Origin of the sequence: Flagellimonas sp., from assembly GCF_965215805.1 — a bacterium.
Taxonomy (GTDB): Bacteria; Bacteroidota; Bacteroidia; order Flavobacteriales; family Flavobacteriaceae; genus Flagellimonas.
Genome location: NZ_OZ244124.1, coordinates 2,473,501 through 2,497,173, shown reverse-complemented (window position 1 = coordinate 2,497,173; position 23,673 = coordinate 2,473,501). Strand labels below are relative to the sequence as shown.

Sequence of the window (23,673 nt, the reverse complement as noted above, 5' to 3'; positions counted from 1 at the left end):
AGTGATGGATTACTTGCTCTTGACAAAATTCTTGATGTCCGACACATATTTGTCCATTTCTTCCCGTACCCTTGGGAACAAGAACAACAGCCCGATCATATTTGGGAATACCAAGGCAAGAATCATGGCATCGGAGAACTTGATAACTGCATCAAGAGTTGCCGCAGCACCAATTACAACAAAGATCAAGAACAATACTTTGTAGGCCGTATCCGCTTTTCTACCTCTTCCAAAAAGATATTTCCAAGATTGAAGTCCATAGTACGACCAAGAAATCATGGTAGAGAAGGCAAAAAGTATGATAGCGATAGTCAAAACATATCTGAATCCAGGAATTACGGAATCGTATGCCATGGAAGTAAGGTCAACCCCGCCAACATAATTCCCTGTCTCCGTAATCAAAACGGTACTGTTCACTGCATTTCCATAATCAAATGCTCCAGCATCCATATTAAAGAAGATGATCACCAAGGCTGTCATGGTACAAATTACGACGGTATCAATGAAAGGCTCCAAAAGGGCAACAACACCTTCACTTGCAGGGTATTTGGTCTTTACCGCGGAGTGTGCAATGGCTGCAGAACCGGCTCCAGCCTCATTGGAAAATGCCGCGCGCTGAAATCCAACAATAATCACACCCACTATACCTCCTAAACCAGCTGCTGGGGAAAAGGCCCCGGCGAAAATCATTCCGAAGGCATCTCCGATGTATTCAATATTGGCAAAGATGATCACCAAGGATGCCAACACATAAACACCAGCCATAAAAGGAACTATCTTTTCCGTAACGCTGGCAATTTTCTTGATTCCACCTATAATTACAATACCCACCAAAATGGCCAAGATTATCCCAATTACAAATCCGGTGGCACCACCTTGAAGATTTAGCATGGTAGATAATTGCACCGCTGCCTGATTGGACTGGAAGGCATTACCTCCCCCGAAGGAAGCTCCGACGCATAAAATGGCAAATATGGCCGCCAGTACTTTTCCAAGGCCCGTAAAGCCTCTTTCTTTAAGTCCTTTGGACAGGTAGTACATAGGTCCTCCGTACACGGTTCCGTCTTCTCCAACATCCCTGTATTTTACACCCAAGGTACATTCCACAAACTTGGTGGACATACCAATAAGACCGCAAACGATCATCCAAAAGGTTGCTCCAGGCCCACCAATGGCAATGGCTACCGCTACCCCCGCAATGTTACCCAAACCAACAGTTCCTGAAACTGCAGTAGCCAAGGCTTGAAAGTGACTTACCTCTCCCTCCTTGCTTTCATCCTTGATGGTACCATGAACATCCCCGTCAACAACATTCAAATCTGTTTTTTCTGCACTGTGATGGTCCAACTCATCATACTTTCCACGAACAGTGTTTATGGCCAAACCAAACTTGGAAATATTGGGAAACTTGAAAACAATAGTGAAAAAAGTAGCACCAAAAATCAATAAAATCAATACCAAGGGCATATTGTACTCCCCAATTGGGATGGACGTAAGTACGAATCCTTCCCACCAAGTGGCAAAGGGCATAAATGCATCGTTGACCCTTTCGTCCAGGCCTTTTTCTTGAGCAGTTGATAAAAACGGTAGAAATAGTAGTAAAAACAGAGGAATTCTGTATTTCATGATATGAAGTTTGGTATGTTAATTTGATGTAAAGTGGGCAATATCCTAAAAAAATTCAACGGAATCAAATTTAAAAGTTATAAAACTAACCGATTTGAAACATTTGGTTGAGTTTCCTAATCTGCTCTGGTCTGCCCAAAACAATGACCTTTCCCTTGGGTTGTAATTGAAGATCTGCCTCAGGGTTTATGATGTAATTACCATCAGGTTCAATGTACCCAATAATGGTGCATCCTGTTCTTCTTCTCAGATCTAAATCGCGAAGGGAATTGCAGTCCACCTGATCCGTAAAATCCTCAATTTCCACTTCCTCCAAATTGGTGGTATGCTCTCCTTCCATGGAAAGTTTATCCATAAAAGTGATCAAATCGGGCATGACCACCAAAGAGGCCATATGATCGCCACCAATCTTATCGGGCATGATCACTTTATTCGCACCAGCGAATTGTAATTTAGTCTGGGAAGTTACCTGCGAAGCCCTACTGATAATAAAAAGTTTCTCATTCAACTGACGGGCCGTAAGCACAATAAACAGGTTTTCGGCATCATCCGGAACCGCGGTTATCAGATATTGCGCACGCTCAATCCCTGCCTCCAACAAGACTTCGTCCTCATTGCCATCCCCTTCAACAAAAAGCACCTCATCCTCATAGCGTTCAATGACTTCCTTATCCCTTTCTATAACCACAAAAGGTTTATTGTACGCCTTAAGTCTTTCTGCAGCTTGCATTCCGTTTCTACCAAAACCGCAAACCACAACATGGTCCGTAAGCGCATCTATTCGTTTTTTCACTTTTTTTCGTTTTAAAATTTGAAGTGAATTTCTTCCCAACAGGTATTCGGTTATTACCGATAAGGCAAAACCAAAAATGAAAACACTGGTTACGATTAAAAATACAGTAAAAATCTTTGCATCGGCATCCAAAGGCCTCACCTCTGAGAAACCAACCGTGGTCACCGTAATTATGGTCATATAAACGGCCTCGATCCAGGTAAAATCTGAAAAGAATTTGTAGCCCACCACCCCAAAAAGCAATACAAGTACCATTAAACTAATGGCCCAGACTATTTTGGATCGCAGTAATCTTATCATATTAAAGGTCAAAAACTGAGGTTCGTTTGGTATAGACCAAATCCTTGATCTTCAACCAAAATGCAATAAAAAGATATAGGGCAAAACCAAAACCCAATGTTACAAAGGTTAAATAAATAAAGGTGGTACGAACCACCCTTGCACGGATACCCAATCGCTCCGCTATACGACGGCAAACCTCAAATCCCCTTTTTTGGAAAAAGTAAAGTGTGTTGTAAAACAAGCCCATGATTTTAGCGTCTTAGCAAAAAAATGCCCTGTGTCCTAAGCAAAGCATTGGTTAACCTAAGCTCGCTAAAATTATGTATTTCTATTCAATAAATGGGAACCCAAGCTGCATTGCAAACACTTATTTTTTGAACAGTACTTGGTGTACAGCTGAATTTTAGCCTGGCTTTCCAAAGCATTTTGGCTCTTGGACCCTAGGGACGCAAAGTTCTTTATGATGGAATTTGTTTCTCCTGAAATGTTGGATACCAACGCAATCAAACCATCACTCCAATCTTGTCCCAGATGTTTTGCATAACAGAATTTGAGGGGCACCAAGGTATTGAGGATAAGCAAGTCCATAAAGGTTTCTGATAATGTCTTTGTTCTATTTCCAGAACGCTTACCAAAGGTAAAGTGGTTGCTCCAATAGGGACTGGACGCTATCTGCAACACATTATACAAATCCGTTACGTTTTCTTTTTCCACTAAGGTCGAAAACAAATTTTGGTGCTTGGCATACAAGTTGGCGAGTTGGGATAATCTTATAGTAGGAAAATTGGCCGGGCGCAACCCAAAGAATTCCGGTTTGCCAAACAAGGGGACAAGCTGATACTTTCTTTGTAAATATCGATATTCACTTTTGAGTTGCAGAAAATATGCATCCGAGCAGTCTTGCTCTTCCAATAGTCCAAAATGGCCAAAAAATAAACTTTCCAAGGCCCCAACATCCCTACTTTCCTTTCTTATGATTGAAAAATCAAGCTGCAAAGCCCTTTGAAAAAAGAAATCCCCATTGATCTTGCTGCCAAAATTCTTGGTAAGCAGCACAAAAAGTACAGTTTCCCAATTATTGTTGGATTGCTTGAGCAAATTCAAAATCAGTTTTGATTTTTGCTCTAAACGTTCCATGTACAATCTGTTCAGATAGTTTTCCATCATAAAGGCATCAAATTGCCCAAATTCACGTTCGCAATTGATAAATGACGGATTGTAGTGCTGAAATAATTCTTGATACTTCTCAAGAACCGTAGGCGCAATGTAGTTTTTCAGTTCAAGGGTGGGAATTATCGTTCCATCCTTTCTAAAAATGGAAATATCGTCCTCCCAAACTACATGGAGGATTACATTGTCATAGTTTCTGTCTGTTTCATGGTGGTGCGCATACCAATCTGAAGATTTGAGATGAATTTCCACATTACCAGCCCATAACTGACCGCCAACCTCAACCGAAGCATTAAAAAAATCCGGGCCGGCATACAGATTTAACGTACCCGGGTTTTTGATTACAATGTCTTGGGAGGTTGTTGTGGTGAGGGGTCGTCCTTGAAGCTTTTCGCACCTCCATATAAAATGGAGTAGGTCTTCCTTCATGCCACTAAAATAGGAAAATGTTTACCACTTTCCCGCATAGGTCAGGGAATCCCCAGAAGTATGCTTTAAATAAGCATGTTTTAGATTATTGATTTGCCGAATGTGATGGTAATCATGTGCCAGCCAGTTCAGTAGAAAGGACCGGGCCGATATCTTACCCAAATCAGGATGCTCCAAGGAACTTTCCCAGTCGACATTTTCCAAGTCCCTTAACCATTTGATAGACGTGGCCCTTTCGTTTAAAAAGCGCTGTAACATTTCTTGAAAATCCTGTTCCATATAGTTACGTTGGGTATACCAACCTTCAGGGTCAATGGGCACCAAAGATTTGGTGGGAGTTTCCAAGGCATGCTTAACCCTGGCCCTGAAATCTTCCTTTTCCTCATCCACCAAATGACAAATGATTCCTAACAAACACCAGTCCAAAGGCTTCGCCTTCCATAGTAGCATTTGAGGGGGCAAACCAGATAAGGTTTCCCTGAAAACTCCCGCATTGTTTTCCAATGCCGATATGATTTCATGGGAATGCATGCTTACTCAGTTACCTCACCTTCCCAATTCATAAAACCTCCTTCAAGGTTATAGGTGTTTTCAATACCAACACTGTTCATAATAGCGCAGGCTTGGGCACTTCGGTTACCTGATCTGCAGTACACGTAGTAGTTTTTGGATTTATCCAATTTTTCAATTTCATCCAAAAATTCCTGTCCTAGGTAAATATCTATATTGGTAGCATTTGGAATATATCCTTCCTCCACTTCTTCAGGGGTTCGTACATCCAAAACAAAGGCATTGGAATCGTTTTCCAATTGCTCTTCCCATTCTTCTTGTGATAAATCTGACATCTTTAAGAGTTTAAGCTCTGCAAAAATAAAAATCCGGAGCATAACCCCGGATCTAAATCGCTTTATTCTTTTGATTAAACTTTTATTCCACACCCTATGGCCTTTGTTTTGGTCACTTTGATTTCCTTTCCATCCAACATGGCATCCACAGCGTTCTCTACGAATTTCTCCTCCACCTGGTTGGCATCCCTATAGTTATCATCTATAGCGCCGATGTACCGAACCGCATTTCCCTCAGTTGTTTTCTCCAACACGTAGACATGTGGGGTTCGCGTAGCCCCATATTGCGGGAATACCTTTTGACCTTCATCCAACAAATAGGGAAAAGTAAATCCTTTGTCTTCTGCCCGTTGTTGCATTTTGGCAAAACTGTCTCCCGGCTGCTTGAACGGATTGTTGGGGTTAATAGCTATTAAAGGAACACCCAAAGGTTTGTATTTCTTGTCCAAAGCGATAATTCGGTCTTCATACTTAACGGCATAAGGACAGGTGTTGCAGGTAAATATGACCAAAAAGCCTTTGGCGGTATCAAAATCAGAAAGGGAAACCATGGAACCATCCACATTTTTTAAGGAAAAATCGGTTGCCATATCCCCAATATCGTAACCAGCTTCTGTGGAATCCGTATGTGCGCTAAATGCGCCCATTAGCACGATAAGCACTAAAAATCCAAAATTGCGTATTGTTTTCATGACCTATTATTTGGTAAAGCCATTCACGGCTTCTGTTAACTCATCATATGTAAAACCGTGACCGTAAAACTTCCGTTGGTCCCCATTGTAGATTATGGTAGCTGGTATTCCTCCATCCCAATCCGAGTCTATTTTAGGAATCCAATCGTTTTGTTTGGGGTCATCCAAAATCACTACTTCAGACTTAATTCCTTTCTTCTCCACGTAGGGCTCCAACCTGGATTTCCACATGGAAGGCATATCCAAGCTCACCAAGATAACCTCTACCCCATCGGCCTTTCGTTCCGCGTTGACTTTTTCAAAGTACGGCATCTCCTCCAAACAGGGTTTGCACCAAGTGGCCCAAAAGTTGACAACATAGGTTTTCCCATCATCTTTATGTAGCAAAGGTTCGAATTCGGTAAAATCATACACTGGAAATTTCACCTTTTCATCGTTTTGTGCTCGGACTTCAACCTTGTCTTCCTCCTTGGAGGACATGGATGTATCCGTTTTTGCTTTGTTGCCACATCCAGAAATCAAAAGAACCAAAAAGACACTGGAGCACAATAAGTGTTTCATTTGCTGATGTTTACACATTAAAATTAGGCAAAGCCCAATCCTTCATTTATTTTTTAACAAAAAATTATCTGTTAAAAATAACATCGAATTCAGAAAAGCACATACATTTGTCTATACAATTGTTGTAGAAACATGAATGTTGAAGAAATCATAAAGACAGAAATAAAAATACCGATAAAGGCACGAACCATGATTCACTTTGCCTTGGTAGCCAATAAGGTTAGGGAACAATTCTCCATTGCGTTAAAACCCTATGATGTTTCTGAACAACAATTTAATGTGCTCCGTATTCTGCGTGGACAAAAGGGCAAGCCTGCCAACCTTTCCACAATCAACGAACGCATGGTAACCAAAATGAGCAACACCACCCGTTTGGTGGACAAACTTATTCTCAAAGGCTATGTGGATCGTCGCACTTGTCCTGATAATCGACGTAAGGTGGAAATCATGATTACGGAGGAGGGAAAAACCGCTTTAAAAAAAATAGATAAGGTAATGCAGCAAACCGAAATTGAAGTTTTAAAAAACTTCACCTCCAAAGACCTTGATAATTTTAATACACTTTTAGATAAATTTTAATATGAGTAATATACTGGAAAACAGAACCTGGCGATACGCCACCAAAAAGTTTGATCCTGACAAGAAGGTTTCCGACCAAGATTTGGAACTTCTTCTGGAAGCAACCCGATTGAGTGCTTCTTCTTATGGCCTACAGCCTTATCACGTATTTGTAATCACAGATCCAGAAATAAGGGAAAAATTAAAGCCCGTTTCTTGGGGGCAATCGCAGATTACAGATGCATCCCACTTAATCGTCTTTGCCAATGTAACCGATTTTGGTGAAGAATTATTGGATAGTTATGTACAAAACGTAAGCTCCACTAGAAACATCCCAGAGGAAAGTCTTAAGGGATATGGGGATTTTATGAAATCCAAATTGTTGGATCTTCCCGTAAATGTCAAAAGCAGCTGGACCATGAAGCAGGTATACATTGCTTTGGGAAATTTGATGCAAGCAGCGGCAGAGCTAAAAATCGATACCTGTCCTATGGAAGGTTTTGAAGCCAAGGCCTACAACGAAATCCTTGGTTTGGACGAAAAAGACTTGAATGCCTCAGTGGTGCTGCCTATTGGTTACAGATCAGAGGAAGATGAGACCCAACACTACGCCAAAGTAAGAAAATCAAAAGAAGAATTATTTACCCATATATAAATCCTAATTATTATTAAAGCACAATCATGAAAAAGACAATTTTAAGTTTAGCCTTGACCACTGTATTTGGATTAACGGCCTTTGCCAACCCTATTGACGGTGAAAAGAAGGAAATAAAGACAAGTGAAAGTAAAATCGTTTGGAAAGCTTACAAAGTAGGCGGGGGCCACGAAGGAACCATTGGTTTAAAGTCCGGGGCATTGGAATTTGATGGAGACCAATTGGTAGGAGGTGAATTTGTAGTGGACATGACTACGATCACCAACACGGATATGACCGGCGAATACAAGGGCAAATTGGAAGGGCACTTGAAATCTGATGATTTCTTTTCCACAGCTTCAAATCCAACAGCATCCTTGGTATTTACCAAAGTTGAGCAAAATGAAGGTGGACTTTATGATGTAACCGGAGACCTTACCATTAAGGGGATTACCAAATCCATTCGTTTTGATTTATCCATTGATGGTAATAAAGCTACTGCCAGTTTGAAAGTTGACCGTACCAAATACGACGTAAAATACGGGTCAAGTATTATTGGTACCGCAAAGGACAAGTTGATCTATGACGAATTTGATTTAGTGGTTGATTTGCAGATGTAGTCAATGCTAGTTTAGTGTTTGGAAATCCCGTTCGAGTTTGTCTTGGACGGGATTTTTATTTTCACAAAACATTATTTGGAAGTTACAATTTCCTTTCTATCTTTGATGCAATGAATTTGAGAATAGTAAATACTTGGTGGTGGATCAACTTACGTCAAACGTCGTGAGCTAGTCCCCATTGTAATCATATAGAGGCTTGTCATCACGACAGGCCTTTTTTAATTTATAACGGTACAATGACCTATAAACTTGAAACCCATTTTAAGCAGATTCTTGCTGATACGATTACCCCGGTGAGCGTGTATTTGAAAATTCGCGATAAATTTCCGAACAGTATCCTATTGGAAAGTAGCGACTATCATGCAAACGACAACAGTTTTTCCTATATCTGTTGCAACCCAATAGCTTACATCAAAGTTCAGGATGAGATCATTACTCAGCGTTTTCCAGATGGAAGCAAGGAAGAAATCAATATTGGCCCAGATACCGATGTAACCCAGGTGATACACAGTTTTGGCCAACTATTTTCAGTCCCGGACAACGGTTTCAAGTTCATTAACAATGGCCTTTTTGGGTATATGGCCTATGATGCGGTTCGCTATTTTGAGGACGTTGAAGTTACGTCCAAAGCCGATTCCATTCGCATTCCAGATATATACTATGCCGTTTATCAGAACATCATTGCCATTAATCATTTCAAGAATGAAGCCTACCTTTTTGCTCACTGTTATGAATCAGATAGTAATGTGGACGAACTGGAGCAGTTGTTCAAAATAAGGAACTTTGCCTCTTATAATTTTTCCAAGGAAGGAGCAGCTGTATCCAACCTAAAAGATGAGGAATATATAGAGCATGTGGCCTTGGCCAAAAAACACTGCCAACGGGGAGATGTATTCCAATTGGTTTTGTCCCGAAGGTTCTCGCAAGGGTTTAAGGGTGACGAGTTTAATGTGTACAGGGCACTACGATCAATCAACCCCTCCCCCTACTTGTTTTATTTTGATTATGGGGATTTCAAAATTTTTGGAAGTTCGCCAGAAGCCCAATTGATCGTTAAGGACGGAAAAGCTGAAATCCATCCCATCGCGGGCACTTATAAAAGAACGGGAAATGATGAGAAAGATGCGGAATTGGCCAAAAAATTGGCTCAGGATGAAAAGGAAAACAGCGAACATGTTATGCTGGTGGATTTAGCAAGAAATGACCTCAGTAGAAATGGAAATACGGTGAACGTGGAAACTTATAGGGAGGTGCAGTACTTCTCCCATGTGATTCATTTGGTATCCAAAGTAACGGGGCTCAAGAAAAAAGAGAGCACGACCATGAAAGTGGTCGCGGACACCTTTCCCGCAGGAACATTGAGTGGTGCTCCCAAGCATATGGCCATGCAACTGATTGAAAAATATGAAAAAACCAGCCGGGCCTATTATGGAGGCGCCATTGGTTTCATGGATTTTAAAGGCAATTTTAACCATGCCATTATGATCCGAACTTTTTTAAGCAAAAACCATCAATTGCATTATCAAGCTGGCGCTGGTTTGGTAGCAGCTTCGGATCCAGAGACCGAGCTTCAGGAAACATACAACAAATTGGGTGCTTTAAACAAAGCGCTGGAAATTGCAGAAACAATCTAAAAAATGGCCAGAAAGATTTTAATGATAGACAACTACGATAGTTTCACCTATAATCTGGTGCACTATCTGGAGGATTTGGATTGCGACGTGACCGTAAAACGAAATGATCAATTGACCTTGGACGAGGTACAAGCTTTTGATGAAATTGTGCTCTCTCCAGGCCCTGGAATCCCGGATGAAGCAGGTTTGCTCAAGGATATCATCAAAACCTATGCTCCAACGAAACGGATTTTAGGGGTCTGTTTGGGTCAACAGGCCATTGGGGAAGTCTTTGGGGGCACTTTGGTTAATTTGGATCAGGTATACCATGGAATTGCCACCCAAATTACGGTGACCAATCCAGGTGTTTTGTTCCAAAACATGCCAGAGCAAATCCAAGTGGGACGCTACCATTCTTGGGTGGTGCATCCCGATTTACCCGAAAGCCTGGAAGCCACCTCCGTGGACGAAAATGGGCAAATCATGTCTTTAAGGCATAAAACATACGATGTAACGGCAGTGCAGTTTCACCCAGAATCTGTGTTGACTCCGGAAGGAAAACAAATGCTAAAAAATTGGCTTAACGGCTAGTTTAATGACATTCCCGTGAAAACGGGAATCCGAATTAAATATGAAATAGATTCCGCATCAAGTGCGGAATGACAACAGGAAATAAAATGAAAGCAACTTTAAATCGATTAATAAACCACGAAATCCTTCCGAAGGAAGACGCCAAGCAGATTTTGGTCAACATTGCCAAAGGGGATTACAATACTTCCCAGATTGCGGCCTTTTTAACCGTTTATATGATGCGAAGCATCACCATAGAGGAGTTGGAAGGTTTTAGGGATGCACTCCTGGAATTATGCTTGGCAGTGGATTTGGCGGAATACAATCCCATTGATCTCTGCGGAACGGGAGGTGACGGAAAAGACACTTTCAATATTTCCACCCTTGCCTCTTTTGTAACAGCAGGTGCGGGAGTAAAAGTAACCAAGCATGGCAATTACGGGGTTTCTTCCAAGTGCGGAAGTAGCAACGTAATGGAGTTTTTGGGTATCAAGTTCAGTAATGAGGCTGATTTTCTAAGAAAATCTATTGATGAGGCTGGAATTTGCGTGCTGCATGCTCCCTTGTTTCACCCAGCTATGAAAAATGTGGCGCCCATCCGAAGGGAATTGGCCGTAAAAACCTTTTTCAACATGTTGGGGCCCATGGTGAACCCTGCTTTCCCAAAAAACCAAATGGTAGGTGTGTTTAATCTAGAGTTGGCCCGAATGTATGGGTATCTATATCAGAACACCGATAAGAATTTCACTGTGCTGCATGCACTGGATGGATATGACGAAATCTCCTTGACTGGAGCAACCAAAACCATTTCCAATGACTCGGAAGGCATGTTGGCTCCTGCCGATTTTGGGGTTGACAAAATTTCCCAGGATCAAATTACGGGAGGGGACGATATCGCTGAATCGGCCCAAATTTTTCTGGATGTTCTAAATGGAAAAGGAACCGAAGCCCAAAATAATGTGGTCTGTGCCAATGCTGGGGTAGCCATAGCCACGGTAGAACAGCTTTCTCCAAAAGAGGGGTTTGAAAAAGCCAAGGAGTCGCTCTTAAGCGGAAAAGGATTAGTAGCATTGAAGAAGTTACAAGAACTAAGCAAGAATTAAGAAAGCAAATCAACATAAACTGATTACTGATTACTGATTACTGATTACTGATTACTGATTACTAAATGAATATTCTAGACAAAATAGTAGCCGATAAACGCAAGGAAGTGGATTTGAAAAAATCCTTGATTCCATCCGCGCAGTTGGAACAATCTGTTCTCATGGAACGGAGCACAATTTCGCTGGCCCATGTGCTCAAAAACAGTGCTACTGGCATTATTGCGGAGCACAAAAGGCGTTCCCCTTCAAAATCAGTGATTAACCAAGGTTTAAACGTTCAGGATGTAGCCGTTGGATATGAACAAGCTGGAGTATGTGGTATGTCCGTTTTAACCGATGGCAAATACTTTGGCGGTTCTTTGGATGACTTGTTATTGGCGCGATCATCGACCTCTTTGCCTCTTTTGCGAAAAGAGTTCATCATTGATGAATATCAGTTACTGGAGGCCAGGGCCCATGGTGCAGATGTGATTTTGCTCATTGCTGCCATTCTAACAAGGGATGAAATCAAACAGCTGTCAGAAACGGCCAAAAGTTTAGGCTTGGATGTGCTCTTGGAAGTCCATAATGAAGAAGAGCTGCAAAAATCACTCATGCCAAGTTTGGATATGTTGGGGGTTAACAATCGTAACCTAAAGACTTTTGAGGTGAGTTTGGATACCAGCAAGACTTTGTCCAAACTCATTCCCAATGATTTTGTAAAGGTTTCCGAGAGTGGTATAAGTTCTATAGAAGCCATCAAGGATTTGAAACAATACGGATATGAAGGCTTCTTGATTGGCGAAAACTTTATGAAAACCAACAATCCTGGAGAACATGCCACAGCATTTATAAAAGCCCTTGAATCATGAAATTGAAAGTTTGCGGCATGAATCATAATCCACTGGAAGTGGCCCAATTGCAGCCCGATTATCTGGGTTTTATCTTTTGGGAACCCTCTCCCCGCTATTTTCAAGGCGAAATATCCGAGCTACCAGAAACCATTAAAAAAATTGGAGTGTTTGTGGATGCTGAAATTGAAGACGTTTTGGAAAAAGTTGAAACGTTTTGTTTGGATGGCGTTCAACTCCATGGCAATGAGAGTCCAAAATACTGTCAGGAACTTCGTCATGCTGAACTTCCTGCCCGTCCGGCTGGTGGGGATTCAGGATTTCAATCCAATGGGATTCCCAAACAAGTTCGGAATGACTCGTTGAGTATTATCAAAGTTTTCTCCATCAAAGACTCTTTTGATTTTTCCATTTTGAAACCCTATGAGGAAGTCTGTGATTTCTTTTTATTTGATACCAAAGGAAAACTCCCTGGAGGAAATGGATATGCCTTTGATTGGTCCATTCTTAAAGAATACCCTTCTACAAAACCTTACTTTTTAAGTGGAGGAATAGGATTGGAATCCATGGAAAATCTAAAGGGGTTTTTGGGAAGTCCTGCCTCAAAATATTGCCATGCGATAGATGTTAATAGCAAATTTGAAATAGAACCTGGTCTTAAAAACATTGTACAACTAGAAGAGTTTAAAAAAGATTTGTTATTCCGTACTTGATGCGGAATCCATTGTAAATCAAAGTCAAACTTAAAAAGATTCCTGCTAGGGTAGGAATGACAAAAAAATATGAGTTACCACGTCAACGAAAAAGGATACTATGGGGAATTTGGGGGAGCATACATCCCGGAAATGCTCTATCCCAATACCGAAGAACTGCGTCAGAATTATCTCGAAATCATGGCGGACCCTTCCTTTAAGGAAGAGTTTCACCAATTGCTCAAGGATTATGTGGGCAGACCCACTCCGCTGTATTTGGCCGAGCGCTTATCACATAAGTACAACACCAAGATATACTTAAAGCGAGAAGACCTTAACCATACCGGAGCCCATAAGGTGAACAACACCATTGGTCAGATTTTAATGGCCAAAAAATTGGGCAAAAACAGGATAATTGCCGAAACAGGAGCAGGTCAGCATGGAGTAGCCACTGCAACAGTTTGTGCCCTTATGGGAATTGAATGCGTGGTATATATGGGTGAAGTGGACATAGCACGTCAAGCCCCAAATGTAGCCCGGATGAAGATGCTTGGAGCAGAGGTAAGGCCTGCCTTATCGGGGAGCCGAACGTTGAAGGATGCCACCAATGAGGCCATTAGGGATTGGATCAATAATCCAGTGGATACCCATTACATTATTGGCTCGGTCGTGGGGCCTCATCCCTATCCAGATATGGTTGCCCGATTCCAATCCGTGATTTCTGAGGAAATCAAAACCCAACTCTTGGAAAAAGAGGGTACGGAAAACCCAGATTATGTGGTGGCCTGCGTTGGCGGAGGCAGTAATGCCGCTGGTGCCTACTATCATTTTTTGGATACACCTGAAGTGGGCATCATTGCTGTGGAGGCCGCCGGAAAGGGAATTCATTCTGGAGAAAGCGCCGCAACTTCGGCCTTGGGCAAGGTTGGAATTATCCATGGGAGTAAAACGTTATTGATGCAAACTCCAGATGGACAAATCACGGAGCCCTATTCCATTTCCGCCGGTTTGGATTACCCTGGGGTTGGTCCCTTGCATGCCCATTTGTTCAAATCGGGAAGAGGAGAGTTCATTTCCATTACCGATGATGAGGCCATGACTGCCGGCTTGACGCTTTGCCAATTGGAAGGCATTATCCCAGCCATTGAATCTTCACATGGATTGGCCATTTTGGAGCAACGAAAATTCAAACCGGACGATATTGTGGTCATGAATCTTTCTGGGCGTGGGGACAAAGACCTTCAGAATTACATCGATTATTTTAAATTATGATTTAATGTCATTCCTGCGAACGCAGGAGTCCAAAATATTATAAAGCTTTTAAAAACTGAAATCAACTAATTAATGGATTCCTCATCAAGTGTGGAATGACTATAAGAAGATATGAAAGACAATCGAATACAAACCAAGCTTCAGGAAGATAAAAAACTGCTCTCCATTTATTTTACGGCTGGATATCCAAATATCAATGATACGGTCCAGATTATCCAAGATTTAGAAGAAAATGGGGTGGATATGATTGAAATAGGACTTCCCTTTAGCGATCCTTTGGCGGATGGCCCTACAATTCAAGCTAGCTCAACCCAAGCGCTGAATAATGGAATGACAACAGACTTACTTTTTGAGCAGCTCCAAGATATTCGCAAAACCGTTTCCATTCCATTGATCATTATGGGGTATTTTAATCCGGTTTTTCAATACGGGGTGGAGGCATTCTGTAAAAGGTGTCAAGAGATAGGGATAGATGGGCTTATTTTGCCCGACTTGCCCTTGGATGTCTATCAGGAAGAGTACGAGGCCATTTTTAAAAAATATGGACTGATCAATGTGTATTTGATCACTCCCCAGACCAGTGAAGAACGTATCCGCCAAATAGACGACGCCTCGGATGGGTTTATCTACATGGTAAGTTCCGCGAGCACCACGGGAACCAAGGATGGCTTTGGCAACGAACAACAAGCTTACTTTGACCGAATCGCATCCATGGAACTACAAAATCCCCAAATTGTGGGCTTTGGGATAAGCAACCAAGAAACATTTAAACAGGCTACCCAGCATGCCAAGGGAGCAATTATAGGTTCCGCGTTTATAAAACACTTGGCCAAAAATGGGCCTCAAAAAATAGATGGGTTTGTTAGTGGAATTCGCTAACTTCGATGTTCATTTAACCCTATCTGAAATATGAGAAAACTGGCTTGTTTTTTTACCCTTTTGCTGTCCATTTCATCTTATTCACAAGAAGCAGCTGCGGTAAAGTCGCAAGTGGCACATGCCATTCAGGAGCTAAGGGATTTTATTGCTATTCCCAATGATGCCTTGAACGCTGATGATATTGACGACAACATTATTTGGCTCAAAAGAAAATTTGGTGAGCGTGGTTTCAATACTGCGGTCCTGGACACGGAGAACCTACCCCTCTTCTTTGCAGCAATGCCCATGGAAGATAACAAGCCAACCTTGCTGATCTATATGCATTTTGATGGTCAGTCCGTTGAGCCCAGCAAATGGAACCAGCCCAATCCGTATCAAACCGTGCTTAAAAAACCGGTAGCTGATGGCTTTGAAACAGTTTCGTTTGATGCTTTGAATGATGATATTGATTACGATTGGCGCTTGTTTGGACGTTCCACTTCGGATGACAAAGGACCTATAGTAATGTTCCTGAACGCCATTGATCTCTTGAAAAAGGATGGAAAGGAAATTCCTTTTAACCTAAAGGTTATTTTGGATGGGGAAGAAGAAAAGAGCAGCAAACCCCTACCCCAGGCGGTCAAGCAATACCGCGAGTTACTGGAGGCTGATTTTCTTGTAATTGCGGATGGCCCAATCCATGCTTCGGGGAAACCCACGGTGGTCTATGGTTGCCGAGGCATAACCACAATGACCCTAACGACCTACGGTCCCATTAAGCCCCAACATAGTGGACATTATGGCAATTATGCCCCAAATCCAGGATTTCAACTGGCACAGTTACTAGCTGGAATGAAAGATACCGATGGAAGGGTAACCATTCCTGGATACTATGATGGAATTGTTTTGGACGACAACATTACCGAAGTTCTTAAAAGTGTTCCGGATAGTGATGCGGAAATAGCCGAAAAATTACAGTTTAAGACCTCCGAAAAAGTGGGTGGATATTATCAGGAAGCTTTGCAATACCCTTCGTTGAACATCAGGGGTCTTGGCTCTGGATGGGTGGGTCCCAAAAGAAGGACCATAGTCCCGGAAAGTGCCACAGCCGAACTGGATTTGCGTTTGGTTCCCGAAAGTGATGGCAATCGTCTTAAAAAACTGGTCAGGGATTATATCACCAATCAGGGGTACCATGTTTTGGACCATGTTCCCTCAAAATTGGAGCGCATGCGTTATGATAAAATCGTTACAGTGGAGGAAGGTAATGTAACGGCGGCCTTCCGCACGAATTTGGACAATAAATACGGTTCTTTTTTGGTAGAGACCTTGAAAAATACGTTTAACCAAGAGGTGGTTCGGTTCCGAATTATGGGAGGTACTGTTCCCATTTCACCTTTTGTCAATGAGCTAAAAATTCCCGCCTTTATAGTTCCCTTGGTTAATCCAGATAATAATCAGCACAGTCCTAACGAAAATCTGAAAATTGGGCAATTGGCGTATGGAATTAAAGCTTTATACACTATTTTGAGTTCCCACCAAACTAATTAAGAGGGAATCCCGTTTCTTTTAAAATAAAAGTACCGTTTGCGCTTATTTCCTTTATCTTTCTCCAAGCAAAAATTAACAATAAATCCCTTTCAAACTTAATCATTATTTATGCTAAAGAATTTCCAAATTATCAATCTTGTCTGTATTTCCTGTGCCTTACTGCTAAGCTGCTCAAAAGACGAAAACAACCCTTTTGGAAATGACCCATTTTACAACAATGTATTTAAGGAGGCTGATGAAAACAAACTATATGGAATTTGGGCAATTCATGAGGCAGAATTTGATGGTGCAGTCATTCCAATACCAATAAACCACGAATCTTGTGGCCGGGATTTTTCAATTTATAAGGATGATAATTCCGTTACTGATTACATCATACAAGATAGTGATTGCAATGTTCAACAGTTTAGAGCTTCTTGGAGTTTGGAAGCTGGCATTTTAACCCAAACTACATCTTCGGGTCAGTCGCAGGAATTGGTTATAATAGAACTCACAGACAACTCACTATCCTTCCGGGCCAAGATTGACGTCACCGAAGATGGGGAACCAGATATAGTGGTGATCAATGCTCGTAGACATACCCCTGTAGAAAGTAATTTTTACAACTATTCCTTTTTTGCCGTTGATGCTCTTGAGGAGAATCCAATAGAACTCTCTTGGGGATCTTATAATGGAATATATGAATTTGACAGGTACGAAATTTACCGAAGTGTAACAGATTGCACTAAAGCCAATATGGCTTTAATTCATACTATTGATGACAGTGAGACAACTACTTTTATTGATGAAAATCCTCCAGCCGATGAAGATATATGTTATTTTTTAAAGATTTATAGCGTTAATGGACTTATCGAGGAAACTTTTGTGCAGACGGTGACAACCGAATTCATAAGGCCGGTAAATGTTTACCAAAATCCAATAACGGTAACTGACCACTCGATTGAATTAAGCTGGGAAACCTATGTTGGGCACTATTTTAGCCACTACGAAATAACGGTTTCCAATTATTTTGAATCCAGTGGTTACGGGCTTGAAGAACAAATAGTAGCCACCATACCGGATATGGCAACCACCAGTTGGACGGATGAAAATCCTCCATACTTTAAAAACCCTGCCTATACGATACGAGCAGTGAATATCTTTGGAAATAAAAGTAGGGTTTTCAACAACGTTACCACTAGTTCAAGGGAGGCGGATTTCAAAAGACCAGAAATTATGGAATTGGATTATGTTTATTCGTCAATACCTCATCCCAATGAATCCTCAGTTTATCTGCTTGCAAAAGATGGGGATTATAGCGAACGTAAAATCTACAAATTTGCTTATGATAACAATTCCATAGTTGCCATTGCTAATACCAGTTTAAACACCACGGCTACAGAGGGAATAAAACTTTTCAATGACAATGGCACAATTGAAATTGCGGCACAATCAGGTTCCAGAGAAATAGAAATTTATGATGGAAATTCTTTACAGTCCAAATTTACGGAGACCTTGACCGAGGTTTTTCCCATGAGCGATTTTGCTCAACTGGATTTTGAATTTTATGCATTCTGTGATTCAAAAAATGTTTATGTCTATTCAAGAAACAATACTTCCTTTACCTTGGTAGATCAAGCTCCCCACTTCAGCGATCCAATTATTGGAGCGGAAATAAAACTGCTTACAACGGGAAACAATACGTTTATTGCTGGCTATATTGAAAGTAATAACAGTATTACCTTTCAGATAGATTCCAACGGCTTCATAATAGATTCAAGTATGGTGAATCTTCCATTGCAAATTGATTACCAGCATAATACAGTTTTCAACTCCAGTAGCAATCTAATTGTCAACTTTGAAAACAAAAATGTTTACTCGGCCAATTCTTTATCCATAGTAGACCAGTTCTCAGAGCCCTATTTTCCTCACAACCTAAGCTCAAATGGACAGGAAGTATTTGGTTCAAACAACAATCCCGAATGGTCAATTGATGAAAACTCACCACATGAAAAAAGAGCTATTATTCACAATTTGGAAAACAATTCCAATACGGAAATACAAACTCTAGGTTATCCCCTGTTTGTTTTCGAAAACCACTTAGGGGAAATTTTAAGTATTTCCGCTGGAACAAAAAGAGAATCCTTATTCCGTAGCTCTCCAAAAAAGAATCTTTTCATCGAAAAGTTGGAACGCTAAGGGGGTAAAACAATTCTATGAACGTTTAATGGAACCCACCTCATGAAAACTTTTATCCACTAAATGTGGTCTTTTATCGATAAACAAATACAGCATTATGTGCTAAAATCCAGAGAACCATGATTTTATCCCACTAGAACTGTAGTATATCCTCTATATTTCGAGAATAGTTACATGGGCCTTAATTTTGAATTATTAGAGGCCTATTTATGCAATATACTACCCTTGTCATAGATGATTCTTCCATTCAGCGTTTGGCCACGACCATTTTGGTCAAAAACCATCCGCAACTGAAATTGGTGGGTTCATTCCAAAATCCTTTTTGCGGAATTAGGGCCGTATATGAAAAGAAGGTAGATATTGTTTTCCTCGATGTCCTCATGGATCATGTGGAAGCTTTTGAACTTCTGGACAATATTGAAATCAACGCTTCCATTATCCTAAACTCCACCTGGTCCAATTTTGCAGTCAAGGCCTTTGAATACGGCGTAGATGATTTTTTAATGAAACCTATGCCCAAAAAGAGGTTTGAAAAAGCCGTTCAAAAAGCAATTGCCCAAATTGAACTGGGCAAAAGAACATTACCGCCCACTTACAAGCTTTCGGAAGTAATGTCCACGTTTAAATAAAGAATCCGCCACTTCCCATTTAAGATTCAAAAAAAGGTCGGTATTGCATGACCCTAAAGTCCATGGTATTGAAATCTGGGTTTTGCGACTTCATGTCCTTATACGTTCGCAAGCTCCCCACTGCCCTATTGGCAGCCCCAGAGGGTGCAGTTAGGGAAACGGTTCTAACCAGTTTTGTCTTCTTCTTTGATCCCGATGGGACGGGAAGCATCAATTCATGTATTCTAGGAACTTCATCCGAAACTACTTGCAGTGACAACCCCTGTTCCCTCAGTTGCTTCCTGAAAAAATACTCTGGCCCGTTTTTGCTATTTCCGCCCATAAAAAGTACCGTTTTAAGATTCGGATAGTCCCTTAGATAGCCTACCAAATCCCGAAGTTGTACATTCTGCATCCCTAAATCCGAAGCATCCACCTTTTGTCGCTCTGCACTTGCCACTATATCACATACCCCTATTTGCTGTTCCAAAAGGAATTTTTTGCGCTGTTCTGTGGCTTCAGGAGTGGTTTCAAACTTAAGATTTAAACCAAAAATGCGATCCAAAATGGGCCAAAGCATGCCATTGCGACTCCCATAACAGAAATCAACATCATCCGGTTTCAGTTCTCCTGTGGTAAAACGAGGAGGTGGAAGCGTTCCCACAATAACCTTAGTGGCTTCTGGAAACAAAAAGGGTTCGTAGGGATGGGTGTGCAAAAACATTATTGAAGTGCCTGTAGTTCCTCTCTTATTATTTTAATTAGATGTCGGTTTTGTCTAAAGTTGGGTTTGGACATATTTTCGAATTCCGAGACCATTTCTTTATATAGCTCCTTTGCATCTTCCAGTTTTCCCTGTCGCTGCAAAAAACGGGCAAGCTCCAGTCGTTCCGAAAAATTGGAATAGGGCGCATCAAAAGTCCGCAACACTTCCTCTGCCGCTTGGATTTTTCCCATTTTCTCCAGTGTTAAGGCATAGAGGAATGATGCCTTGGATTTTCGAAACTTGGGATTGTCCAAAATCTTTTCAGCGCAAACTACCACCTCCTCCTGATTGGAGTTGTGATACTGTGCTTCCAACAGTTTTGAAATCACGTAAAAATCTTTGGAAAAAACGTCTTTCAAGGAAGATTCGTAATGCGAAATTGCTTCAGGGTAAAGTCCTTCCTCCAAATAGGCATCTGCCAAGGCCACTCGATTCTCAAAGGTTTCGGAAAATTTCAGTTTCTTTTCCAAATCCGTGATTTTTTTTGAAGGATTAATTGCGGTTACCAAACTTTCCTGGACCTTTTCAATATCCCGTTTTTGAAACACATTGGTGAAGAGGTAGAGAATACATCCTATCACGGGAAGAAAAATGATGGCAAAAATCCAATAGTAATTATTTCTATTGGTATAACAGTGGTAGACACAAAATCCCTGGAGAGCAATTATGGCGTAGTAGTACATTGCCTAAAAATAAAAAGTAATAGGCAAATACCAAGCTTGACCAAGGCATTTTCATCCGCTCAAAAGCACCTCTTTAAAAATCAGTAAGTTGGCGTTTTAAGCCGAGTTTCTACTCGCATTAATGTTTCCGTAAAGGGAACGCGTAACGATTTTCTCGTACAGCTCCTGATATTCGGAATTTTTGGTGATGTGGTACAGGGCATTTTGTTGTATTACCAGTAGTGGCAATACAATTTGTTCCCTAATCTTGACCGATTCACGTGATACTTCCTCATCCTCCATCAGAATCTTTTGACCGGAAATCTGTAACAACATCTTCTTGGACAATAAAAATTCGTCATGTAGGATGTTCCAAAATTCGCCGAACTGCGCATCTTCCGCCATATAGCTGGTCAAATCAAAATTGGTCTTGGCCAAAGACATCATACTGTTGTGCATCAAAGCCCTAAAGAATGGCACGTCTTGATACAATTTTTTGACCTCATCCAATTTTCCTTGGTCCTTCAAATTTTGAATGGCCGTTCCAATCCCAAAATACCCTGGGACATTTTGCTTCAACTGGCTCCAGGAACCTACGAAGGAAATCGCCCTCAAATCCGATAGGGTCAATTGCTTTTTACTTCCCCGTTTTCCGGGACGGCTTCCAATATTGGCCTTGGTGTAAAATTTCAAGGTGCTCCTATGCTCCAAATACGGAATAAACTTTTCATGTTGCTTAAGGGCATTGTACTTATCGAAGCTCATTTCCGAAAGCATCCCAATCAGTTTTCGCTGCTCTGAAGAAATTACATGTTCCTTGCCATAGAGATCATTGCTCAGTCCAGCAGTAAGCAACTGCTCGGAATTGTGCATAAACTGTTCCTTGGTACCATAGGTACTGGTAATGGTCTGCCCTTGGATGGTCATCTGGATTTCATGGTTGGCCACATCGTTGGTCTGGGCAGCATAAAATCGGTGTGTCTTACCACCTCCCCTTGCAGGTGGTCCTCCCCTACCGTCAAAGAAGATAGCTTTTATCTCATTTCTTTTACAGACCTTACTCAAGGTTTCCTTGGTTCTTAAGATGTACCAATTGGCTTTAAGATAGCCTCCATCCTTGGTCCCATCTGAGAAGCCTAACATTATTGTGTGCTTGTTGTTCCTGCGCTCCAAATGGGCCCTATAAATTGGCGTATCAAAAAAGGTTTGCATAACCTCTTCGGAGGCTTCCATACCCTTCATGGTTTCAAAGAGTGGAATAATATCAAATGTAATTTCCTCAGCTTTCCAACCACACCATCTGAAAAGTCCAAATACAAAGAAAACGGAATAAATGTCTTCCGAATTACTGATGATATACCTATTGCAGCCTTCCTCCCCATTGCTTAGCTGAATTTCTTTCAACTGCCCAATATTGGTCAAAGTGTCTCTAACAATATCTTCTTCGTAATCCGAAGGATCTAGTTTTAAATCCTTTTCCAACAACCAATGCACCAATTCTTCCTGGCTCAATTCATCCAAGGATTCTTTGATTGCCCCTTGCTGCTTAAGGATGGTCTCCACCGTTAAATAATGCTTGCTATGATCTTGGCGGATGTCCAAGGTGGCAAAATGGGTTTTGAAAATATGCACTTTGTTGATAAACCTATCCAATTCTTTCAAATACAGCCCATGGTGGTTGGCCTCCAATTTTTCGCGGATGGCGTCCAATCGTTCCATGATCTCAGGATAGCTGATAATGGATTTGGCGTCAAACATGGCCTTGTAAAGTCTTCCGCTCAAGGTGAGTAAATCCTCTTGGATACTTTTAAAGGTCAATTTCTTCCGAAGCGCCTTCAATTCGTTATAGTAGCACTTCATCAAGGTGAGCCTCAGCTCGTCCGCTACCTTTCTGGTAATATCCGCGGTAACAAATGGGTTGCCATCCCGATCGCCTCCTGGCCAAAATCCAAGCTTGATGATATTATAGTTGGCAAAATCCTCGTCCCTAATATTGCTTTTGATGTATTCGAACAACTCGCCAATGGCGTCGTAATACGTATTTCTTAAAATATATATGATGTTCTTGGCTTCATCCAAAGGGGTAGGCTTCTTGGAATTTACCAAAGAGGTCAAGCCCAATTGTTGCAAGGTCAAATCAATATCGTCGATTTTATCCTTATCAATCAACTTTCTGAGTTCTGCTATAATATCCAATACCGCTGGGGTATAGAATTGCGTAGGGTGTGCCGTAAGTACAAATCTTGCACTAAAACTGGAAAGGTTTTTGGCAATTTTGTCCCAGTTTTTGGTCTGGTTCACCAACTCAAAATAATCCTTTACCGAAAGGGAATTGGTATATTCCTGAAGCTTTGGAAATGCTGAATCCTCCACACTATCGTAAAGCACCACTTGGCGTTCCACGTACTGAATGATCTTGAACATAAAATCCAAACGTTCCCGCTCATCCTTTATATCCATGAAATTGGTGAAAAAGGTCTCCAATATTTCCTGGGGTTGTTTCCCTGCCCTTAGACCCAGTTCGCACTGGTCCAATAACAAGGGAATCAACATTCCAACATTTTCTATATCCCTATACGGTAAGCTCAAGAACAAACTATTGTACACGTTGAACTTGTTGGTCACCGATTTTCTAAATTCTTCCAGACGTCTTGAATGCTGCATGGATCAAATGGTATGGTTAATGTTTTGCCGAAGGGCTAAGATCGTGATAAATGCTGAATGAGCACTCAAAATTTATGCACATCACAATTTAATACA

Annotated in this window: 24 protein-coding genes; 13 read left to right on the top strand and 11 right to left on the bottom strand. The window is 41.2% G+C overall.

Going from position 1 to position 23,673, the window contains the following annotated elements:
• Nucleotides 1–9 precede the first annotated feature (9 nt).
• The 8 genes from ACOOE0_RS11040 to ACOOE0_RS11005 form a co-directional block, all read right to left on the bottom strand.
• Nucleotides 10–1,626, bottom strand: coding sequence for an alanine/glycine:cation symporter family protein (locus ACOOE0_RS11040; protein WP_420398982.1), 1,617 nt, complete (start codon nt 1,624–1,626; stop codon nt 10–12).
• Between the two features lie 85 nt (nt 1,627–1,711).
• Entirely contained in the window at nt 1,712–2,719 is a 1,008-nt protein-coding gene (locus tag ACOOE0_RS11035) for a potassium channel family protein (protein ID WP_420398981.1), read from the bottom strand.
• 1 nt (nt 2,720) lies between these two features.
• Nucleotides 2,721–2,948, bottom strand: coding sequence for a PspC domain-containing protein (locus ACOOE0_RS11030; RefSeq protein ID WP_138839391.1), 228 nt, complete (start codon nt 2,946–2,948; stop codon nt 2,721–2,723).
• A 71-nt stretch (nt 2,949–3,019) separates the two neighbouring features.
• Complete coding sequence (locus ACOOE0_RS11025) at nt 3,020–4,300, bottom strand: DUF2851 family protein (RefSeq protein WP_420398980.1); 1,281 nt, start codon at nt 4,298–4,300, stop codon at nt 3,020–3,022.
• Between the two features lie 21 nt (nt 4,301–4,321).
• On the bottom strand, nt 4,322–4,831 hold the full coding sequence (locus ACOOE0_RS11020) for a DinB family protein (protein ID WP_420398979.1): 510 nt from the start codon (nt 4,829–4,831) through the stop codon (nt 4,322–4,324).
• 2 nt (nt 4,832–4,833) lie between these two features.
• Nucleotides 4,834–5,145, bottom strand: coding sequence for a rhodanese-like domain-containing protein (locus ACOOE0_RS11015; protein WP_420398978.1), 312 nt, complete (start codon nt 5,143–5,145; stop codon nt 4,834–4,836).
• 74 nt (nt 5,146–5,219) lie between these two features.
• Nucleotides 5,220–5,837: a thioredoxin family protein gene (locus ACOOE0_RS11010; RefSeq protein ID WP_420398977.1), complete on the bottom strand. Its 618-nt coding sequence runs from the start codon at nt 5,835–5,837 to the stop codon at nt 5,220–5,222.
• 6 nt (nt 5,838–5,843) lie between these two features.
• The gene (locus tag ACOOE0_RS11005; RefSeq protein WP_420398976.1) at nt 5,844–6,398 is read right to left on the bottom strand and encodes a TlpA disulfide reductase family protein; all 555 of its coding nucleotides are present in this window, start codon (nt 6,396–6,398) and stop codon (nt 5,844–5,846) included.
• A 132-nt stretch (nt 6,399–6,530) separates the two neighbouring features.
• Here ACOOE0_RS11005 and ACOOE0_RS11000 point away from each other — a divergent pair, with 132 nt between their 5' ends.
• From ACOOE0_RS11000 to ACOOE0_RS10940, 13 genes are all read left to right on the top strand, one after another.
• Nucleotides 6,531–6,977 carry a MarR family winged helix-turn-helix transcriptional regulator gene (locus ACOOE0_RS11000; RefSeq protein WP_420398975.1) on the top strand — a complete coding sequence of 149 codons (447 nt, stop codon included), beginning with the start codon at nt 6,531–6,533 and terminating at the stop codon, nt 6,975–6,977.
• A 1-nt stretch (nt 6,978) separates the two neighbouring features.
• Nucleotides 6,979–7,611: an NAD(P)H-dependent oxidoreductase gene (locus tag ACOOE0_RS10995; RefSeq protein ID WP_420398974.1), complete on the top strand. Its 633-nt coding sequence runs from the start codon at nt 6,979–6,981 to the stop codon at nt 7,609–7,611.
• Between the two features lie 26 nt (nt 7,612–7,637).
• Complete coding sequence (locus ACOOE0_RS10990) at nt 7,638–8,210, top strand: YceI family protein (protein WP_420398973.1); 573 nt, start codon at nt 7,638–7,640, stop codon at nt 8,208–8,210.
• Nucleotides 8,211–8,446: 236 nt separating this feature from the next.
• Nucleotides 8,447–9,844 (top strand): anthranilate synthase component I family protein, encoded by a 1,398-nt coding sequence (locus ACOOE0_RS10985; RefSeq protein WP_420398972.1) that lies wholly within the window; start codon nt 8,447–8,449, stop codon nt 9,842–9,844.
• A gap of 3 nt (nt 9,845–9,847) precedes the next feature.
• Nucleotides 9,848–10,414, top strand: coding sequence for an anthranilate synthase component II (locus ACOOE0_RS10980; RefSeq protein ID WP_420398971.1), 567 nt, complete (start codon nt 9,848–9,850; stop codon nt 10,412–10,414).
• Nucleotides 10,415–10,500: 86 nt separating this feature from the next.
• Nucleotides 10,501–11,496 carry an anthranilate phosphoribosyltransferase gene (trpD, locus tag ACOOE0_RS10975; protein ID WP_420398970.1) on the top strand — a complete coding sequence of 332 codons (996 nt, stop codon included), beginning with the start codon at nt 10,501–10,503 and terminating at the stop codon, nt 11,494–11,496.
• A gap of 65 nt (nt 11,497–11,561) precedes the next feature.
• Nucleotides 11,562–12,347: an indole-3-glycerol phosphate synthase TrpC gene (gene trpC, locus ACOOE0_RS10970; protein ID WP_420398969.1), complete on the top strand. Its 786-nt coding sequence runs from the start codon at nt 11,562–11,564 to the stop codon at nt 12,345–12,347.
• A complete protein-coding gene (locus ACOOE0_RS10965) occupies nt 12,344–13,039 on the top strand; it encodes a phosphoribosylanthranilate isomerase (protein WP_420398968.1) in 696 nt (231 codons plus the stop codon). The genes trpC and ACOOE0_RS10965 overlap by 4 nt, the downstream gene beginning before the upstream one ends.
• Before the next feature lie 69 nt (nt 13,040–13,108).
• On the top strand, nt 13,109–14,290 hold the full coding sequence (gene trpB, locus ACOOE0_RS10960; protein ID WP_420398967.1) for a tryptophan synthase subunit beta: 1,182 nt from the start codon (nt 13,109–13,111) through the stop codon (nt 14,288–14,290).
• A gap of 111 nt (nt 14,291–14,401) precedes the next feature.
• Entirely contained in the window at nt 14,402–15,169 is a 768-nt protein-coding gene (trpA, locus tag ACOOE0_RS10955) for a tryptophan synthase subunit alpha (RefSeq protein ID WP_420398966.1), read from the top strand.
• A 30-nt stretch (nt 15,170–15,199) separates the two neighbouring features.
• Nucleotides 15,200–16,699 (top strand): M20/M25/M40 family metallo-hydrolase, encoded by a 1,500-nt coding sequence (locus ACOOE0_RS10950; RefSeq protein WP_420398965.1) that lies wholly within the window; start codon nt 15,200–15,202, stop codon nt 16,697–16,699.
• 108 nt (nt 16,700–16,807) lie between these two features.
• Nucleotides 16,808–18,877, top strand: coding sequence for a lipocalin family protein (locus ACOOE0_RS10945; protein WP_420398964.1), 2,070 nt, complete (start codon nt 16,808–16,810; stop codon nt 18,875–18,877).
• Nucleotides 18,878–19,086: 209 nt separating this feature from the next.
• Nucleotides 19,087–19,506, top strand: a complete 420-nt coding sequence (locus ACOOE0_RS10940) for a LytR/AlgR family response regulator transcription factor (protein WP_420398963.1) — start codon at nt 19,087–19,089, stop codon at nt 19,504–19,506.
• A gap of 19 nt (nt 19,507–19,525) precedes the next feature.
• On the opposite strand, the gene ACOOE0_RS10935 is transcribed toward ACOOE0_RS10940, so the two are convergent.
• The 3 genes from ACOOE0_RS10935 to ACOOE0_RS10925 all read right to left on the bottom strand — a co-directional run bounded on the left by ACOOE0_RS10935 (nt 19,526) and on the right by ACOOE0_RS10925 (nt 23,577).
• Entirely contained in the window at nt 19,526–20,209 is a 684-nt protein-coding gene (locus ACOOE0_RS10935; RefSeq protein ID WP_420398962.1) for a uracil-DNA glycosylase family protein, read from the bottom strand.
• Complete coding sequence (locus ACOOE0_RS10930) at nt 20,209–20,934, bottom strand: PLDc N-terminal domain-containing protein (RefSeq protein ID WP_420398961.1); 726 nt, start codon at nt 20,932–20,934, stop codon at nt 20,209–20,211. The genes ACOOE0_RS10935 and ACOOE0_RS10930 overlap by 1 nt, the downstream gene beginning before the upstream one ends.
• A 96-nt stretch (nt 20,935–21,030) precedes the next feature.
• Nucleotides 21,031–23,577: a phosphoenolpyruvate carboxylase gene (locus ACOOE0_RS10925; protein ID WP_420398960.1), complete on the bottom strand. Its 2,547-nt coding sequence runs from the start codon at nt 23,575–23,577 to the stop codon at nt 21,031–21,033.
• Nucleotides 23,578–23,673: the final 96 nt, after the last annotated feature.

Excerpts from the sequence above, each read along its gene's own strand:
- ACOOE0_RS11040 (WP_420398982.1), bottom strand. The coding sequence starts at position 1,626 with ATGAAATACAGAATTCCTCTGTTTTTACTACTATTTCTACCGTTTTTA.
- ACOOE0_RS11035 (WP_420398981.1), bottom strand. The coding sequence starts at position 2,719 with ATGATAAGATTACTGCGATCCAAAATAGTCTGGGCCATTAGTTTAATG.
- ACOOE0_RS11030 (WP_138839391.1), bottom strand. The coding sequence starts at position 2,948 with ATGGGCTTGTTTTACAACACACTTTACTTTTTCCAAAAAAGGGGATTT.
- ACOOE0_RS11025 (WP_420398980.1), bottom strand. The coding sequence starts at position 4,300 with ATGAAGGAAGACCTACTCCATTTTATATGGAGGTGCGAAAAGCTTCAA.
- ACOOE0_RS11020 (WP_420398979.1), bottom strand. The coding sequence starts at position 4,831 with ATGCATTCCCATGAAATCATATCGGCATTGGAAAACAATGCGGGAGTT.
- ACOOE0_RS11015 (WP_420398978.1), bottom strand. The coding sequence starts at position 5,145 with ATGTCAGATTTATCACAAGAAGAATGGGAAGAGCAATTGGAAAACGAT.
- ACOOE0_RS11010 (WP_420398977.1), bottom strand. The coding sequence starts at position 5,837 with ATGAAAACAATACGCAATTTTGGATTTTTAGTGCTTATCGTGCTAATG.
- ACOOE0_RS11005 (WP_420398976.1), bottom strand. The coding sequence starts at position 6,398 with ATGAAACACTTATTGTGCTCCAGTGTCTTTTTGGTTCTTTTGATTTCT.
- ACOOE0_RS11000 (WP_420398975.1), top strand. The coding sequence starts at position 6,531 with ATGAATGTTGAAGAAATCATAAAGACAGAAATAAAAATACCGATAAAG.
- ACOOE0_RS10995 (WP_420398974.1), top strand. The coding sequence starts at position 6,979 with ATGAGTAATATACTGGAAAACAGAACCTGGCGATACGCCACCAAAAAG.
- ACOOE0_RS10990 (WP_420398973.1), top strand. The coding sequence starts at position 7,638 with ATGAAAAAGACAATTTTAAGTTTAGCCTTGACCACTGTATTTGGATTA.
- ACOOE0_RS10985 (WP_420398972.1), top strand. The coding sequence starts at position 8,447 with ATGACCTATAAACTTGAAACCCATTTTAAGCAGATTCTTGCTGATACG.
- ACOOE0_RS10980 (WP_420398971.1), top strand. The coding sequence starts at position 9,848 with ATGGCCAGAAAGATTTTAATGATAGACAACTACGATAGTTTCACCTAT.
- trpD (WP_420398970.1), top strand. The coding sequence starts at position 10,501 with ATGAAAGCAACTTTAAATCGATTAATAAACCACGAAATCCTTCCGAAG.
- trpC (WP_420398969.1), top strand. The coding sequence starts at position 11,562 with ATGAATATTCTAGACAAAATAGTAGCCGATAAACGCAAGGAAGTGGAT.
- ACOOE0_RS10965 (WP_420398968.1), top strand. The coding sequence starts at position 12,344 with ATGAAATTGAAAGTTTGCGGCATGAATCATAATCCACTGGAAGTGGCC.
- trpB (WP_420398967.1), top strand. The coding sequence starts at position 13,109 with ATGAGTTACCACGTCAACGAAAAAGGATACTATGGGGAATTTGGGGGA.
- trpA (WP_420398966.1), top strand. The coding sequence starts at position 14,402 with ATGAAAGACAATCGAATACAAACCAAGCTTCAGGAAGATAAAAAACTG.
- ACOOE0_RS10950 (WP_420398965.1), top strand. The coding sequence starts at position 15,200 with ATGAGAAAACTGGCTTGTTTTTTTACCCTTTTGCTGTCCATTTCATCT.
- ACOOE0_RS10945 (WP_420398964.1), top strand. The coding sequence starts at position 16,808 with ATGCTAAAGAATTTCCAAATTATCAATCTTGTCTGTATTTCCTGTGCC.
- ACOOE0_RS10940 (WP_420398963.1), top strand. The coding sequence starts at position 19,087 with ATGCAATATACTACCCTTGTCATAGATGATTCTTCCATTCAGCGTTTG.
- ACOOE0_RS10935 (WP_420398962.1), bottom strand. The coding sequence starts at position 20,209 with ATGTTTTTGCACACCCATCCCTACGAACCCTTTTTGTTTCCAGAAGCC.
- ACOOE0_RS10930 (WP_420398961.1), bottom strand. The coding sequence starts at position 20,934 with ATGTACTACTACGCCATAATTGCTCTCCAGGGATTTTGTGTCTACCAC.
- ACOOE0_RS10925 (WP_420398960.1), bottom strand. The coding sequence starts at position 23,577 with ATGCAGCATTCAAGACGTCTGGAAGAATTTAGAAAATCGGTGACCAAC.